The 15,914-nt window shown below is 37.7% G+C and carries 17 protein-coding genes; 6 read left to right on the forward strand and 11 right to left on the reverse strand.

Going from position 1 to position 15,914, the window contains the following annotated elements; genetic code table 11:
- Nucleotides 1-106: 106 nt before the first annotated feature.
- On the forward strand, nucleotides 107-688 hold the full coding sequence (locus AC23ME_RS14430) for a MiaE family protein (protein ID WP_487728481.1): 582 nt from the start codon (nucleotides 107-109) through the stop codon (nucleotides 686-688).
- A gap of 54 nt (nucleotides 689-742) precedes the next feature.
- Here AC23ME_RS14430 and AC23ME_RS14435 read toward each other — a convergent pair whose 3' ends face one another.
- Nucleotides 743-1,819, reverse strand: coding sequence for a DUF3810 domain-containing protein (locus AC23ME_RS14435; protein WP_487728482.1), 1,077 nt, complete (start codon nucleotides 1,817-1,819; stop codon nucleotides 743-745).
- The gene (locus tag AC23ME_RS14440) at nucleotides 1,819-3,153 is read right to left on the reverse strand and encodes a dihydroorotase (protein WP_487728483.1); all 1,335 of its coding nucleotides are present in this window, start codon (nucleotides 3,151-3,153) and stop codon (nucleotides 1,819-1,821) included. The genes AC23ME_RS14435 and AC23ME_RS14440 overlap by 1 nt, the downstream gene beginning before the upstream one ends.
- A gap of 296 nt (nucleotides 3,154-3,449) precedes the next feature.
- On the opposite strand from AC23ME_RS14440, the gene AC23ME_RS14445 reads away from it, so the two are divergent.
- The 5 genes from AC23ME_RS14445 to AC23ME_RS14465 are packed head-to-tail and all read left to right on the forward strand — an operon-like array spanning nucleotide 3,450 to nucleotide 7,702.
- Nucleotides 3,450-4,763 (forward strand): DEAD/DEAH box helicase, encoded by a 1,314-nt coding sequence (locus tag AC23ME_RS14445; RefSeq protein WP_487728484.1) that lies wholly within the window; start codon nucleotides 3,450-3,452, stop codon nucleotides 4,761-4,763.
- Complete coding sequence (locus tag AC23ME_RS14450) at nucleotides 4,764-5,045, forward strand: hypothetical protein (protein WP_487728485.1); 282 nt, start codon at nucleotides 4,764-4,766, stop codon at nucleotides 5,043-5,045.
- Between the two features lie 34 nt (nucleotides 5,046-5,079).
- Entirely contained in the window at nucleotides 5,080-5,415 is a 336-nt protein-coding gene (gldC, locus tag AC23ME_RS14455; RefSeq protein WP_308848134.1) for a gliding motility protein GldC, read from the forward strand.
- A gap of 32 nt (nucleotides 5,416-5,447) precedes the next feature.
- A complete protein-coding gene (locus tag AC23ME_RS14460) occupies nucleotides 5,448-7,280 on the forward strand; it encodes an ATP-binding protein (protein ID WP_487728486.1) in 1,833 nt (610 codons plus the stop codon).
- A gap of 17 nt (nucleotides 7,281-7,297) precedes the next feature.
- The gene (locus AC23ME_RS14465) at nucleotides 7,298-7,702 is read left to right on the forward strand and encodes a hypothetical protein (protein WP_487728487.1); all 405 of its coding nucleotides are present in this window, start codon (nucleotides 7,298-7,300) and stop codon (nucleotides 7,700-7,702) included.
- 201 nt (nucleotides 7,703-7,903) lie between these two features.
- On the opposite strand, the gene AC23ME_RS14470 is transcribed toward AC23ME_RS14465, so the two are convergent.
- The 9 genes from AC23ME_RS14470 to AC23ME_RS14510 all read right to left on the reverse strand — a co-directional run bounded on the left by AC23ME_RS14470 (nucleotide 7,904) and on the right by AC23ME_RS14510 (nucleotide 15,835).
- On the reverse strand, nucleotides 7,904-8,470 hold the full coding sequence (locus AC23ME_RS14470) for a Maf family nucleotide pyrophosphatase (protein ID WP_487728488.1): 567 nt from the start codon (nucleotides 8,468-8,470) through the stop codon (nucleotides 7,904-7,906).
- A gap of 71 nt (nucleotides 8,471-8,541) precedes the next feature.
- The gene (locus tag AC23ME_RS14475; protein ID WP_487728489.1) at nucleotides 8,542-8,952 is read right to left on the reverse strand and encodes a DUF4890 domain-containing protein; all 411 of its coding nucleotides are present in this window, start codon (nucleotides 8,950-8,952) and stop codon (nucleotides 8,542-8,544) included.
- A 231-nt stretch (nucleotides 8,953-9,183) separates the two neighbouring features.
- Nucleotides 9,184-9,708 carry a KdsC family phosphatase gene (locus AC23ME_RS14480; protein ID WP_487728490.1) on the reverse strand — a complete coding sequence of 175 codons (525 nt, stop codon included), beginning with the start codon at nucleotides 9,706-9,708 and terminating at the stop codon, nucleotides 9,184-9,186.
- 173 nt (nucleotides 9,709-9,881) lie between these two features.
- Complete coding sequence (gene iscX, locus AC23ME_RS14485; protein WP_138724117.1) at nucleotides 9,882-10,124, reverse strand: Fe-S cluster assembly protein IscX; 243 nt, start codon at nucleotides 10,122-10,124, stop codon at nucleotides 9,882-9,884.
- Nucleotides 10,125-10,224: 100 nt separating this feature from the next.
- Complete coding sequence (locus AC23ME_RS14490; RefSeq protein ID WP_487728491.1) at nucleotides 10,225-10,557, reverse strand: 2Fe-2S iron-sulfur cluster-binding protein; 333 nt, start codon at nucleotides 10,555-10,557, stop codon at nucleotides 10,225-10,227.
- A 35-nt stretch (nucleotides 10,558-10,592) separates the two neighbouring features.
- Nucleotides 10,593-11,357: a Rossmann-like and DUF2520 domain-containing protein gene (locus tag AC23ME_RS14495; RefSeq protein WP_487728492.1), complete on the reverse strand. Its 765-nt coding sequence runs from the start codon at nucleotides 11,355-11,357 to the stop codon at nucleotides 10,593-10,595.
- Nucleotides 11,357-13,825, reverse strand: a complete 2,469-nt coding sequence (locus tag AC23ME_RS14500; RefSeq protein WP_487728493.1) for a heme lyase CcmF/NrfE family subunit — start codon at nucleotides 13,823-13,825, stop codon at nucleotides 11,357-11,359. Before AC23ME_RS14500 ends, AC23ME_RS14495 begins: the two co-directional genes overlap by 1 nt.
- Nucleotides 13,825-14,259 carry a cytochrome c maturation protein CcmE domain-containing protein gene (locus AC23ME_RS14505; RefSeq protein ID WP_487728494.1) on the reverse strand — a complete coding sequence of 145 codons (435 nt, stop codon included), beginning with the start codon at nucleotides 14,257-14,259 and terminating at the stop codon, nucleotides 13,825-13,827. Before AC23ME_RS14505 ends, AC23ME_RS14500 begins: the two co-directional genes overlap by 1 nt.
- Nucleotides 14,260-14,413: 154 nt before the next feature.
- Nucleotides 14,414-15,835, reverse strand: coding sequence for a Glu/Leu/Phe/Val family dehydrogenase (locus AC23ME_RS14510; protein WP_487728495.1), 1,422 nt, complete (start codon nucleotides 15,833-15,835; stop codon nucleotides 14,414-14,416).
- Between the last annotated feature and the right edge of the window lie 79 nt (nucleotides 15,836-15,914).

Genomic DNA, 15,914 nt, shown 5'->3' on the forward strand with positions numbered 1-15,914 from the left:
AACACAAAGATTTCCTTAAAGTATGGTTTAAAAAATAGCCACTTCATTTCTTTGTGTTCTTTGTGGTTTAATATAATCTCAGGCTATTTTCTTAATTTTGCAGCTTATGCTAGGACTAAAACTACTTACCGACCCACGTTGGGCCAATATTGCTGAAGGAAATTTAGAAGAAATACTTACCGACCATGCTTGGTGCGAGCAAAAGGCGGCAAGTAATGCCATCACTTTAATTACGCAAAACTCCGAGCATCAGGATTTGGTAGATGAATTGACAGCGATTGCTTTAGAAGAGTTGGAGCACTTTCAAATGGTCATCAATATCATCAAGGAACGTGGTTACACTTTAGGTCGCGAGCGTAAGGACGATTATGTAGGTAGGTTAGTGAAGTTCAGTAAAAAGGATGGAAGTAGAAACCAGGCTTTTATAGATAGATTGTTGTTTGCTGCTATGATTGAAGCTCGTAGTTGTGAACGTTTCAGAGTGTTGTCACAAAATATTCAGGATAAGGAACTAGCGAAATTTTACCATGATTTAATGGTTTCTGAAGCTACACATTACACTACTTTTCTAAACTTCGCCCGTAAATATACCATTGATGTTGATGTAGATAAGCGTTGGAAAGAATGGTTGGAGTTTGAAGGGAACTTAATTCAGAGTTACGGAAATAAAGAAGCGATACACGGGTAACCAGTTCTCAGTTTACAATTATCAGTTTGCACTGGCCATGTTGACTGTCCACTGCTAATTGGAAACTGTTAACTCCTTGGCATGATAATTCACTAACCAAAGCACAATATCTTGATAGCTTTTAATCCCCTTGTGCTGGTTATTTAACTTCAAGATTTTATCGAAGGTTTTGCCCATGTAAACCGACATGGCTCCGTTATATTTTGCCCAAAATTCTCTTTCAATTTTAAAATTGTCTAATATACTTTGAGGGATTTTTTCAATAATCTTATTGTAGTCCTCTGGATATTTCATTCTGATTTCGAACAATACATATCTGAACATATTATAATAAGCCGAATATTGAAATTGAGCGCTGCTGCTGTGGATTGCCGTTAAATAGCCTACAAGATTAGCTTCGTCTTCTTTAGCTACGCCAATTTGGTGAGCAATTTCGTGGCAGGTAACAAAAGGCAACACAAAATTAGGTAAACGCTGATTTATATTTGCTTCTCCAGAAAGTGGGTTATAATAACCCTCGATACCGGTTTTACTCACTAACCAAGAACTTATAACTGGTTTAACGGATGTGTATTTGTATCGGAAGAAAGGCTGGTTTTCTGCCAATTGATTGTAAGCAGTAGACGCTATCTCTTTTAATTCTCCTGTTGTGAGGTTAAATTCGGTCTTGTCTGTAGTTTTGCCTAACGTATCTAATTTTCGTAGGAAGAAAGTATTCAGCTTTAAAAGTTGCTCCTTGCTGTAAGGTTTATCGCTAATTTGCAGTTGTTCATTAATTCTAGGTCTCGAATAATTTAAGCCCCAAAGTAGTTTAAATGAAATGTAGATAATAAGAGCAAAGTTGATAGATTTAAGCCCGAAAGGCGCATAATCCTTTTTTGTTTTTTGTTTTCTCCTGATGAATATGATAAGACTTCTAATTGTAAAGATTATCAGTAATGTATAGAGAAAATCGCCTATGGCAAAGGGGAAAATAGAGGAAACAAAGCGTTGAATTTTAGAGACAATAGGGTAAAAGAAATTGCTGTAATAAGTTTCAACTGCTTCTGGAAAGAACCCTAAAATGAAGATTATTACAGCAACGCTGATATATATAAAGGTGGCGTTTAGCTTGTAGCCTTCTCCCCGCATTATCTATCAAACGTTAAGCGCTTGCCAGTCTCATTCGTCATGAACTTGCCTTTTTGATAAGCCAAATTACCCGATACAAAAGTGTGCGTAATGCTTGCTTGGAAAGTTTCCCCATCAAATGGCGACCAGCCACATTTGTAAAGTGTATTTAAGGAAGTTACTTTGCAAGGGTCGTTCAAATCTACTAATACCAAATCTGCCCAATAACCTTCTCTTACAAAACCACGTTTGCTCAAATTAAAACAAGTTGCTACGTTGTGCGATGCTTTTTCTACAATCTTTTCTAAAGAGATTTTGCCTTGCAAATGCATTTCCAATAATGCAGGTAAAGCATGTTGTACCAAAGGTCCGCCAGAAGGTGCTTGCGCATAAGGCTGATTTTTCTCATCGAGCGTATGTGGCGCATGGTCTGTAGCAATCACATCAATATGGTTGTCTAACAAACCTTGTAAAATTCCAGCTTGGTCTGCCGCAGTTTTTACAGCAGGGTTCCATTTAATAAAGTTGCCTTTTGTAGCATAATCTGCGTCGTTAAACCAAAGGTGATGTACGCAAGCCTCAGCAGTAATTCTTTTATCGGCCAAAGCCAAAGTATTATCAAATAAAGCAACTTCTTTTGCCGTAGAAATATGCAGGATGTGCAAACGGGTATTGTAACGCTTTGCCAATTCTACCGCTAACGATGATGATTTGTAGCAAGCCTCAGCACTTCTAATCAGCGGGTGCATTTCGATGGTCAAATCTTCGCCGTATTTCTCTTTATACGTAGCTAAGTTGTGGCGAATGGTAGCTTCGTCTTCGCAATGTGTGGCTACCAACATTGGTGCTTTGCTGAAAATGTTCTCTAGGGTTTTTTCGTTATCTACCAACATATTTCCGGTAGACGAACCCATGAAAACCTTTATACCGCACACGTTTTTAGCGTCTGTTTTTAAAACTTCTTCGATGTTATCATTGCTGGCACCCATATAAAATGAGTAGTTAGCTAATGATGTTTGTTGTGCAATGGCATACTTATCTGCTAGTAATTCTTGAGTTAAAGTATTTGGAACGGTGTTCGGCATCTCCATAAAAGAAGTGATACCACCAGCTACGGCTGCCATGCTTTCCGAAAAAATATCTGCTTTGTGTGTTAAGCCAGGTTCGCGGAAATGCACTTGGTCGTCAATCATTCCGGGTAGAAGATGCAAGCCCTCTGCGTTAATTTCTAAATCTGCAGGCGCATTAATTGTTGGTGCAATTTTTTCAATTCTTCCGTTTTTAATTAATAAATCTGAAGTGAAAATTTGCCCTTCGTTTACGATGCTGGCTGCTTTAATCAAGATAGTACTCATGCTGGTAAAGTTAGGATTATTGTTTGATTGTTGCATTGTTGTGGGTTGTTTTTTAACGACGAAGTAGAGCATTTTGTTAATTAAACCTGACTTAGCGGTAATACTTTTTTGTTTCAGTACTTCGATGACTTTGTGCATTACCAATCACAAAAAGATTATAGCGAGGGCAGGGCTAAAATTGCCGAGAAGCTATGACATACGTTTTCTAAAAATAATGCTGGTTTGTGGTTTGTCATCTTACGGATTTCGGGTCGCAAACTTCGGACTTACAACTAATAAATTGTAAATTCGCAGCTATGCCAAAAAAATTCGATGAGTTTAAGCTCAACAGACAGATACTGAATGCGGTAGAAGAGGCGGGTTTCACAGAAGCTACGCCAATTCAAGAGAAGGCGATTGGTCCGGTATTGTCGGGACAAGATTTGTTCGGGATTGCGCAAACGGGTACTGGTAAAACTGCTGCCTATGTGTTGCCCATGCTTATGAAACTGAAATTTGCGCAAGGCGACAACCCTAGGGCGTTAATTTTAGTGCCAACTAGAGAATTGGCAATGCAGATAGAAGAACAGGTGAAATTGTTTTCTACCTATACCGATTTAAGAACGGTCGTGATTTTTGGCGGCTTAGGTCCTAAAACCCAAAAAGAAGCAATTGCAAAAGGGGTAGATATTTTGGTGGCCACACCTGGTCGTTTCTTAGATTTATATTTAACTGGCGATATCAACACAAGAAGTTTACAATTTTTAGTGCTAGATGAAGCCGATAAAATGATGGATATGGGCTTTATTGGTTCTATTCATCGTATTTTAGAAGTGGTTCCTCGTAAGCGTCAAAACTTGCTTTTTTCTGCTACCATGAGTGATTTGGTGCACAAAATTGCTGGAGATTTCTTGAAAAACCCGTTGACGGTTGAGGTGGCTGCGCAAGCAACGCCTGCACAAACGGTAACGCAGTTGATGTATGCTGTGCCTAACTTCAAAACCAAAATTAATTTGTTGCAGCATTTGTTAAAAAATGATGAAGAGTTTAAGCGACTAATTATCTTTTGCAAAACAAAAACGGTTGCAGATAATATCAACAACTTTATTGTGAGACGGTTTGGTGAAGATGCAGTTAGGGTAATTCATGCGAATAAAGGACAGAATACACGTATCAATTCTATCAACAGTTTCAAAGAAGGAAATATCAGGGTTTTAGTAGCGACGGATGTAGCTTCGAGAGGGATTGATGTAAGTGAGGTTAGCCATGTAATTAACTTTGATGTGCCTATAATTATTGAAGATTATGTGCACAGAATTGGCAGAACTGGTAGGGCTTTTAACGAAGGAACGGCTATTACTTTCTACAATGAAGCAGAACGTTATTTTATTGATAAGATTGAGAAACTCATTAGACAGCAAATTCCTGAGCTTCAAATTCCTGCCGAAGTTTTTGTAGAGGAAACTCCATATGAGGAAAAACAGCTCATAGCAAGGGAAATTGATGCCCAAAAGCGGAAAGAAAATCCCGATTTTAAAGGAGCGTTCCACGAGAAGAAAAAACAATATCCAGCTACAGGAAAAAAAATCGATAAGAAAAATCAAAAATTTAAACCTAAACAACGTAGATAATTGAAAGTAAGATTAACTCCATTAAATATCGTTTCTGCCTTGAGTATCATGGTAGTTATAGGTTTGATTGTCAATAAAAACTGGCTCTTGGCTCCGGCAAATACCGAGTTTAAAGGCCTTTTTATTGCACTTGGCCTTTTGGTGTTTTTTGCGTCGTTTCTTTGCGATCAAATATTTAGAAAATTTATCCCCACTTTGGCAAGACTTTGGCTAATACAACTGATGGTTGTAATTCTGACCGCTGTTTTTGTCTTCGTGTTAAAGGTAAGTGTGTTTGGATAAGGTTCTATCCATAATTATTAAGAAAAATACATAGATGAAAAAAGCGGAAATAAAAATTACAGTAGAATTAGACGAAAAGAACGTACCGGAAAACATCCTTTGGGAATCATCAGATTCTGAAAACAAAGATCAAATGGCAGCTAAATCTATGATGTTAGCGCTTTGGGACCATAACTACAAAAACTCTATGCGAATAGATTTGTGGACTAAAGATATGCCAGTTGATGAGATGAAGAGGTTTTTTTACGAGACGCTACAAACCATGGGAGATAGCTTTTTACGAGCTACTGGAGAAAAAAACATAGTTGAAGATCTTAGAGATTATTGTGCGCATTTTGCAGATAAGATGGGGATTAACACTAAAGGATAAAAATGAAAGCACCATAAAGATTGATAAATTAAATGAGCACTTCTGCGTCAAAACAACTGTTTGTCAACTTTATGGTGAAACTATTGCTCATCTTAGCAATAGTGGTGGGTGGTGTTGCTTTGCTACTCTACAATAAGGAAAACACATCTTATTTTAAACAAAAACAGCAGCGTGTAGCCGATTTAATCGAGCTAAACGATGTATTGCAACAGGTTAACTACGCTTATCTGAACATTAATATAGATGCTACGCAAGCTGATAGTTTAGGTGTTCATTTAAAGCAGTTGGCTAGTCGTAAAAAAGTTTTGCAACAGTTTAGGCAAGACAATGAAAGCTATAAAGCAGAAGCTAATTCGGTTGAACAGCAGGTAGACGATGAAGAGCGTTTCTACGTTGCGCAGTTAAATTTATTCTCACAAACTAGTGTTTCCGAAGTAGGATCAGGCAAAATTGGCTTAGCGCAGTCGTCGTTAAATAATTTGATTAAGCTCGAAAGGGAAGAGCTGGTTTACAAGATTATCCAAAACGATAGCTTCTACGAAATGTTGGGTTATTTGGTAATTGGAACCGCTTTACTGGTGTTGTTAATGAACATTGTGCTTTACAATAGATCTCAAAGAGCGTTTAGAAAACAATTGGCGCACGAAAAAGAGATTTACAATGCAAAGTTAAATGCCCAATCTGCAAATAATGCAAAATCTGAGTATTTGGCAATGATTAGCCACGAAATCAGAACTCCTATGAATGGAGTTTTGGGAATGTCGAACCTTTTACTTCAAAGTTCATTAAATGACGAGCAGCGGGAATATGCCAAAACTATCCATAATAGCGCAGAGTCACTTTTACGTATCGTAAATGATGTGCTAGACTTTTCAAAAATTGAAGCAGGTAAAGTTCAACTCGACAAGACTTCTGTAAATATTAGGGAGCTGCTGTCCGAAACCTTTTCTATTTTGCCAAGGTTGAATAATAATGTGAAGGTAAGTTATGTAGTTGACGATGCTGTATCTCAATTTATTTATTGCGATGCAGTCCGTTTGAAGCAGATTTTACTTAACCTACTGGGCAATGCCGTAAAGTTTACAGATAAGGGGCAGGTTTTGCTAGAGTGTAAGCTGATAGATAAGGACGAAAACGGCTATGCTCGTTTAGGCTTTATTGTAAAAGATACAGGTATTGGTATAGCAGAAGATCGCATAAAATTACTTTTCAAACCATTTGTTCAGGTAGATCATACCACAGTGAGAAAATATGGAGGTACTGGTTTAGGGCTAAATATTGCCTATAACCTTATTTCTATGATGGATGGAAAAATTAAAGTGAGCAGCGAGGTAGGAAAGGGATCAACTTTTACATTCTTTATAGTTACCAAAGAGATGGCTCAAAACAATAAAGTTAAGCCAGCCATAGAGAAGGAACAAATACATTTAGATAGTGAATTGTCTCAGCAGTATCCCTTAAGAATATTAGTGGTAGATGACAACGATATCAATTTAATGTTGATCACTAAAACACTGAGTAAGCTTGGCTATACCTGCAAAAAGGCATCTAATGGTCAGTTGGCTTTAGATTTGGTAATGCAGGAAGAGTTTGACATGATTTTTATGGACATGCAAATGCCAATTATGGATGGCACAGTGGCAACTACCGAAATTAGGAAGCATTATCGCGTTTATGAATATCCGGTAGTGGTTGCGCTTACCGCAAATACACTTGGCGATGGTAAAGATAAATGTTTAGAAGCAGGTATGCAGGATTTCATCGCAAAGCCATTCAAGCCAGCAGAAATTGAAGGTGTTATCAAAAAATGGGCGCCAAAAATCGTCAATTATCAAGATAAAACTCAATCTATTTCCTTAAGTTAGCGTTTTAAACGTTAAATATGCTGATTGTAAATAAACCCCTGGCCATTATCGGTCTAATCTTGGTGTTCGTAGCTGGCTTCTGCCCAATATTACAGGTTAAAATTATCTTCGAATGGGTAAATTGGGGACTTTACAAAACCGATATCCGTCTCTTTTTAATCACGTATTCTTTTATTGGACTGCTGTCGCTTTGTTTTTTTATCAGGCAACTTAAGGCCTTTAGATTACTAACGAGGGTAATGTTTATTTGGGTTTTATTAATGGCGGCTGCGGTTTATTTTAAATCTACCCATTACTTCGGCATGAAAATAGCCGATAACTTATTGGGCAAAGCCATTCACTTTCAATGGGGCTGGATTATCTTGGGAATAGGCGCAATTTTGCTATTGTTTAGTGTTAAAAAAGAGAGATTAAGCGTTTAAGGCTGTTAGTAATGTAGCATTTATCTCTTTTGAGAAGAGCAATGGCAGTGGCTTCGATCTACCGAAAGTCCTGCTTTCACTCCAAGTCCTCGGTTTCGTTCCTCAACCTGTGGGCTTTTCATTCAATCAGGTCTAATTAGCAAATAATAAAGTACTATTAACCTTTCATTGCTATAGTTTCATTCCATTGTACCCGTTGATTTAAATTTTAAGCAAATACTGATACAATTTTTCGGTAGGTAAGCCCATCACATTGGTATAAGATCCATTTAACCGCTCTACAACAGTTAAACCGAACCAATCTTGTACGCCGTAACTTCCCGCTTTATCAAAAGGCTGGTAGTTATCGATGTAATAATTAATTTCTTCAGCATTTAATATTCTGCAGAAAACTTCAGTCTTATCATAAAAAGATGTGGTTTTACCTTTGTGATTAATGCTTACCCCAGTATAAACTTCATGCTTATTACCCGAAAGCTTTCCTAGCATTTCTTGCGCCTCTTGATGATCTCTCGGTTTACCTAAAATCTCTCCATTTATCGCAACAATGGTATCGGCAGTAATAATAATCTCATCAGGATTCGCATTAAAGGCTTTTGCCTTCTTTTCTGCAATGTATACGGCAATTTCAGGTGCGCTTAATGTATCTGGATAACTTTCGTCCACATCTTTTAGTTCAACTGAAAAATCTAATCCCATCAGGGTTAGCAGTTCTTGTCGTCTAGGAGACTTAGAAGCGAGTATAATTGGTAGCTTAAGCTTTAACATATTTAAATTTTTCCAAAAATAACAAAAGCGGCTTTGTTGCCGCTTTGTTTTTGTCTTTTTAATGAATTTAGCTAATTGCGTTCTTGACGCTCTTTAGCTCTTTTCTCCATTTCAGCCTTTTGTTCGTCAAGCATCACTTTGTAAGTTTTCTTTTGATCTTCTGTTAAAACGCCACTTACTTTTGTTTCCAGCTCCGCTCTCATTTTCTGCATCTTTTCCATCATGGCTTGTCTGTCACCACCTCCTTGCATTTCTTCACGCATTTTCTTTTGCGCATCAGCCTGTTCAGTAAAAATTGTGGTTAGCTTTGCTTTTTGATCGTCAGATAACTTTAGTTTCTCATCTAATTGCTTTATTCTAGCTTCCGGGTTCATACCCATTCTACCACCAGGACCACCACCTTGTCTACCTTGACCTGGCTGCGCTTGAGCAAAAGCTACCATACCAAATAATAGCCCGCAAATCATCATTAATTTTTTCATCTGTCCAATTTTGTTTTAAGTTTTGTGTTGGAGTACAAAAAACACTAGAAGTTTAAATCGATGAAAAAGATTTATTTTTTGAAAGTGTTAACTGAAGAATAACAATAAACCAATTACCAAAAATCAATAGACAAAAAGTAAAAGCTAGTGATAGTGTAATAGTGATTTACGTTGAGATTGCGAATTCCCTATAACTTCTGGAAACAAGTGAACCAATGAGCTAATGAACTTTTATTTACTCGCTTCAGCGGCAGAAGGTATATTGCCATACCAATTATGCTGTACTTTTAGCACTTTTTCTATCACATCTCTGGCAGCAGCTCTACCACCATCTTTAGGAGAAATATAATGTGAAATTGCTTTGATTTCCTCTACAGCATCGGCAGGGCAGGTGGCAATACCTACCAATTTCATCACCTCTGCATCTGGAATGTCATCCCCCATGTACAAAACCTGCTCTGGGGTAATTCCTTTTTGGTTGATGTAATTATTGAAAATATCAATTTTCTCTTCTACACCTAAAAAAACATCGGCAACGCCAAGACTTTCGAAACGCTTACTGATTGCCGAGCCCTTACCGCCAGAAATAATGCAGATATTGTAACCTTTTTTTGCTGCTAGCTGCAATGCGTAACCATCTTTGGTGTTGAAAGAACGCAAAAGCTCACCACTCTCCGAAGCTAAAACAGAGCCATCGGTAAGTACGCCATCAATGTCAAAAATGAAGGTGGTGATGTTTTTAAGGTTCTGGAGCATAGGAGTGGAATTGTTTGTTTTTGGAGACCTTTATGCGTGCTGTCATTCCGACGTTAGGAGGAATCTAATAAAAATATAAAAGATCCTTCGCTGCGCTCTGGATGACAGACCGTATAAAATATGCCTCCGATTAAGTTACCAAATCAGACTTGAATTTCGCTAATTAAGAACCTTTACTGATTATCTCTCCACTCGTAAACCCAAGCAGATTGAATTTGCTCCAAATGGCCTTCAGTACACTGTTCTCTTGTCCCTGCAAAATTTGGAAGTTCTAATACCCATTCAATTAGATCAGTAAACCTAATTCTGTAGATTTTTTGCTCATTGAAATCATCACCAAATTTTTCATAAAGCTCTAAAGCAATATCTTCAATGTCGTTCCACTGAATTGGTAAGGCAAATTTATCGTTGTTCATCTATGGTAATTGCTAAATTGTTCTATAGTTAAAATGTTGGTTAACTGTGTAATTGGTTAATCGGTTAGCTGTAAACTGCTAACTGAAAACTGCCTACTGTCTAGTGTCCTAAAAATCCAGATTGGTCTGGAATAGTGATTTCGATATCACCATCTAAAACCACACATTGACAAGCTAACCTCGACGTGATTTTTGGTCTTACTGCACGGTCTACAAAATCCTCTTCCTTTTCAGAGATTTCTTGGATATTATCCATCCCTTTGGTTACGTAAATATGGCAAGTACTGCACCCGCAAACACCTCCACAATTATGTTGTAACTTGATGTTGTTGTCTAAAACTACATCCAATACATCTTCACCAGCAGCAATAGGTAACTCTACAGGTTCTTTTCCTTGTTCTTCGAAATTTATCTTTAGTTTGAAAATACTCATAATTCAATGCAAAAGTAAGCAGCCAAAATCAAAAATCAGTATGATCTGCTGTTTTTAATCTGATCGCTTAATAGTTGGTATATATTTAACCACGCTGGATGCTCTTGAAGCATAGCCTCGTGTTTTTTTAAGGTCTGCTCGTCATTTCTGATTGCCGGACCAGTTTGTACTTCGTTTGGAAGCGCATCTTGTATTTTATTGGCAGTTTCAGCTATTAGTGGCTTGATAATATCAAAATCCAACTGATGCTGTGCTAATAGTTGCTGTGCTATTCCATAAAGGTAATTAGGGAAATTGCAAGCAAAAACAGCAGCCAAATGTAAAGTCTTTCTCTGTTCGCTACTTAATGCGTAAACATTACTACTAATTAGCATAGCTAGCTGTTTTAACAAATTTAGGTTAGCCACATTGTTAGCTTCTAAACAAAGCGGAACGTTGCTAAAATCCAGGTCTTTTTGTTTAGAAAATGTTTGTAATGGATAGAAAACGCCATAATTTTCATTGTTGGCCAAAGCATTTAAAGCTACAGCTCCCGAAGTGTGTGCAATTAAGCCTTTAAAATCTTTCAATTGCACTGCAACTTCATCAATTGCATCATCCTTCACCGAAATTAGCACGATATCTGTTTCATCAGAGATTTGAGAAAGTTCTGCGATAGCTCTAGCATCAACTTTGTTGGCTAATAACTGCGCATTTTCTAAGCTGTACGACCAAATATCGAGCAACGTTACTTTGGCATTGCGCAGTGCTTTGGCTATGTGTGTAGCTACATTTCCCGAACCTATAATGGATACTCGCATTAATCTGTTTTCAGTTCTTTTTTCCTTCTGAAGATAGAAATCAAGAAACCAATTACCATTACGATGGTACCAATCCAATATAAGTTGATGTATGGAAATTCGATAGATTTGAACACCAACCAATCTTTAGCTTGTTGAGGTTTCTCGAAAATTTGAAGTTCAAACCTGTCTTCTTCAGGAATAATCTTCGTAAATCTAAATCTTAAACCTAACTCGTCAATTTTGCGGGCAAAATCGAAAGTGTTATTACCTTTTATTAAGAAAAGAGGTTCTACATTGTAGATTTTGCCACTCACGTTAATTTCCAAAGGCAAGCCAACCGCTAAATCATCTTTCTCAATCTTTAAATCTCTAACCACAGGTTGCTTGTTGATGGCTTTGATGGTTAACACACCGCTGCTTGTATGAACAGTATCGCCAACTTTTAAAGCTACAATACGAGGTGCTTTGTAATTTTCTTCCTCCGTGTGTCCTTCGTGATCTTCGTGCTCCTCTTGTTTCTGAGCTGCGCTTGTAATATGTGTATAGATATCTTTAAACAAGTAATGTTTGGTGTCTGGAGAAGCAATTAAACCCATTCTTCCGTTTTCTTGGATACTAGGATTAACCGTAAAATCTTCTTTAACCTTGCCTGTTTCTTCGTCTACTATCCTAAAGTTAAGCTTGTAAAAAGTATTTGGCTGTATGGTGGTATCACTCACATAAGTAACGGTGTATTTGCCCATCTTTTTAGGCTCGTTCTTATATAACATGATATTTTCACCAGGTTTTGCAGCCTTTTCGAAATCCTTAACAGGGATGAAATTTGTTTCGTTGATAGAGATAGGATTACTTGTAGCTGCAGCTACCAAAGCCCCCACCAATAATATGGCAAAGCCGATGTGAGCAATTGCAGATCCTGCTAATTTGCTACCGCGTTTAGTGAAAATGCCTGTCAGCAACCTTGCATTAGCCAATACAGAGAATATACAGCTAAATGTAAGGATGATGTACATTAAGTTGGTATAGATACCACTTATCCAAGCAAAACCAGCCGTAATAACCATTGCAAATACGATAGATGAGATTAAACTGCTATAGAATTTACGAGGATCTGTACGCTTGTATTTCAAGAACTGTGAGAAACCAGAAATTAATGCAATTAATACTGCAAAAGGCGCCTGCCATTGGTTGTAAAACCTAATTGCATCTTTAATAGGTGCATAGTTGGTGCCAAATACAGCGTTAAATACTGGTACCGAAGTAGCAAAAATAATGTGGATACAAGATACGGTTACTACAAGAGCACCAATGAACATCCAAAACTCACGTGAATAAGTTTCTTCGTCTTTGTGCGTAATTGGCAATTCTTTCCAACGTAACACAACGGCTAAGATGGCAATGCCCAAGAACGTAGCAATGTAAAAGATCAATTGGCCAGACATTCCCAAATCGGTGAATGAGTGTACCGAAGTTTCGCCCAAAATACCGCTTCTGGTTAAAAAAGAAGCATATAATACCAAGATGAAACTCACTAAAATAAGTGCCATTGCTGTAAAATAAGCATGGCCAGTATTTTTAAAAGCAATAATTACGTGTAATCCACCAATTAAGGTTAACCAAGGAATGATGGATGCATTTTCTACAGGATCCCAGGCCCAGAAACCACCAAAGTTAAGTGCTTCGTAGGCCCAAAAAGAACCCATAATGATACCCGTTCCTAAAATCATTACTGCGAAAGAAACCCAAGGTAAAACAGGTTTAACCCAATCTTTATAACGCTTTTGCCATAAAGCAGTAATGCCGTAAGCAAAGGGAACAATCATACTGGCAAATCCTAAAAATAGGGTTGGAGGGTGAATAACCATCCAGTAATTTTGTAACAAAGGATTTAAACCCTTACCGTCTGTAATGAAACTTAGGTAGTTTTTGTAGTTCTCAGGGTCGGCAAAAATAGGTGCCATTTCCTTCAAATTCACGGCATCTCTTAATAAGATAAATGGAGAAGATCCAATATGAATTCCGAAAATTTGAACCCCTAAAAGCATTGAGGTTAAAAAAGTTTGTGAAAGCGCTACAACGGTCATCACACCATTTTCCCACGATTTAGCTTTAGCAATTAACACCAAACCTAAAAGTGCTTGCCAAAATGCCCATAGCCAGAAACTACCTTCTTGTCCTTGCCAAAATGCAGAAATGATGTAATAAACAGGTAATTCCTTCGATGAGTGAGAATAAACGTAGTTGTATTCGTTATAGTGATTTAAAATAAGGTAGAATAAGGTAGCACCGATACCTAAAATGCCGATAAGATTTGCCCAAAAACCAATTCTTCCAATTTTGGTCCAAGAGCGGTCTTCTAGGTTTTTATTTTTAGTGGCGAAAAAATAGGCGATAGTTGATAGTAGCGACGCCCCAAACGAAAGTACGATGAAAAATTGGCCTAACTTGCCAGGAAGGAGGTTCTCTCCAATAAACTGTATATCCATTAAGATTTAGATTCTTTTGCGTATTTACTAGGCTCTTTTACTGTCCCATCTTGATTTACTTCCACCATATTGTCGTTGTATTTAGAAGGACATTTCATTAAAATTTTAGAAGCATAGAAGGTGTTGTTTTCCATCTTGCCAATCAATACCAATTTTTCTGAACGTTCGAAATCTTGAGGTTTAGAGCCATTAAGTACTACTTTGTTAACCATTCCATCCTCATCTTTCATGTAAAATGCAAAGTGGTTAGGATCTTTGGCAGCATCATAATACATTCCTTTGGTTTTTTCCCAATAGCCCATCACATGTTCTTCTCTTTGTGATTTTGTAGCTTCTTTGAAGTTAGAGTAAGAGTCGGTGTCAGCATTCAAGCTAACTAAAAATCCAATGCAGATAGCAATTGTAATTAATCCGATAATAGCACTTTTTCTCATTTGGTGTGATTTAAAATACAGTCCACAAATATAGAAAAACAAAAGAAGGTCAAGCGTTTCTGCTCGTTTATGCGGTATATCTTGACAATTGTTTGATAAACAAAAAAGCCCCGTAACATATAAATTACGGGGCTTCCTGTTATTTAGAACCAGTCTATGGCCAAACGCCTAAATTCATGTAAGAAACGGCAATTTTATCAATCGAATTTACGAAAGCTGCAGTTCTTAAAGTCTTTACTTCTGGCTTATTGATCAATGTCTCTCTAATTTCGCGGTAAGAGTGGATCATCGTGTCTTCTAAACCTGAGTTTACCAATTCTAACTCAGATGCACCTTTAACAATCATTAAACGGTTCTCAGCAGGGATCGTTTTCCCTGTTAAGGTTTCTAGTGTGTTAATTAAGTTTGCATTTGAATTTTCAGCATAGCGATTTTCCATACGGCCAAAAGCTACGTGAGAAAGGTTTTTTAACCACTCGAAATAAGATACAGTTACACCACCAGCGTTGCAATACATATCTGGAATAATGATCCCGCCCATTTCTGTGAAAATTTCTTCCGCTTCTGGAGTACAAGGTCCGTTCGCACCTTCAGCAATAATTTTTGCTTTAATGTTGCGTACATTTTCTGCAGTAATTTGATTTTCTAATGCAGCAGGCACTAAAATATCACATTCTTGCTCTAAACCTTCTTTAGAGTTTTTGAAATCAGTAGCGCCAGGGAAGCCCAATAAAGAACCTGTGTTTTTGCGGTGAGCAAACACTTCGTCAACATTTAAGCCGTTAGCATTGTAAATTGCACCCTCGAATTCGCAGATACCTACAATGATACCACCAAACTCTGTAATAAATTTAGCTGAGTGATAACCCACGTTACCTAAACCTTGAACAATTACTTTCTTGTTTTCTAAACCAGCAGTAAGGCCTAATTTCTTCATATCATCAGCGTGGCTTACACACTCACGAACTGCATAGGCAACACCACGACCAGTAGCCTCTTTACGACCACGGATACCATGTAGTGCAATTGGCTTACCAGTAACACAACCTAATGCATCTAAAGAACCTGGGTTCATGGTCATATAGGTGTCGGCAATCCAGCTCATTTCGCGTTCGCCTGATCCATAATCTGGAGCAGGAACGTCGATACCAGGACCTATAAAGTTTTTCTTGATTAATTCAGTTGTATAACGACGAGTGATAGTTTCTAACTCGGCAACAGTGTAGTTTTTTGGATTGATACAGATACCACCTTTAGCACCACCGAATGGTACATTTACAATGGCACATTTGTAGGTCATTAACGCAGCTAAGGCCATTACCTCATCTTCATTAACCATTTCGCTGTAACGAATACCACCCTTTGTAGGGCTCATGTGGTGCGAGTGCTCTACACGCCACGCATCAATTACTTCGAAGCCGTTTCCTCTACGAATTGGGAATTGGAAACGGTATACACTGTTACATGCTTTAATTTGCGCTAATAAACCCTCAGGGTGAGAAGTGAATTTAGCGGCAGCGTCAAAGTTCTTACACACATCGGTGAAAAAACTTGTTTCATTTGCTGTACTAGCCATTTTTTGTATTTTTTGGTTTTATGCTTTTACGGGTGCAAAATTGCAGTAAAATAAACCATTCTTGCAAGAATATTTTTCT

This window comes from Pedobacter sp. T50_32, assembly GCF_057652195.1.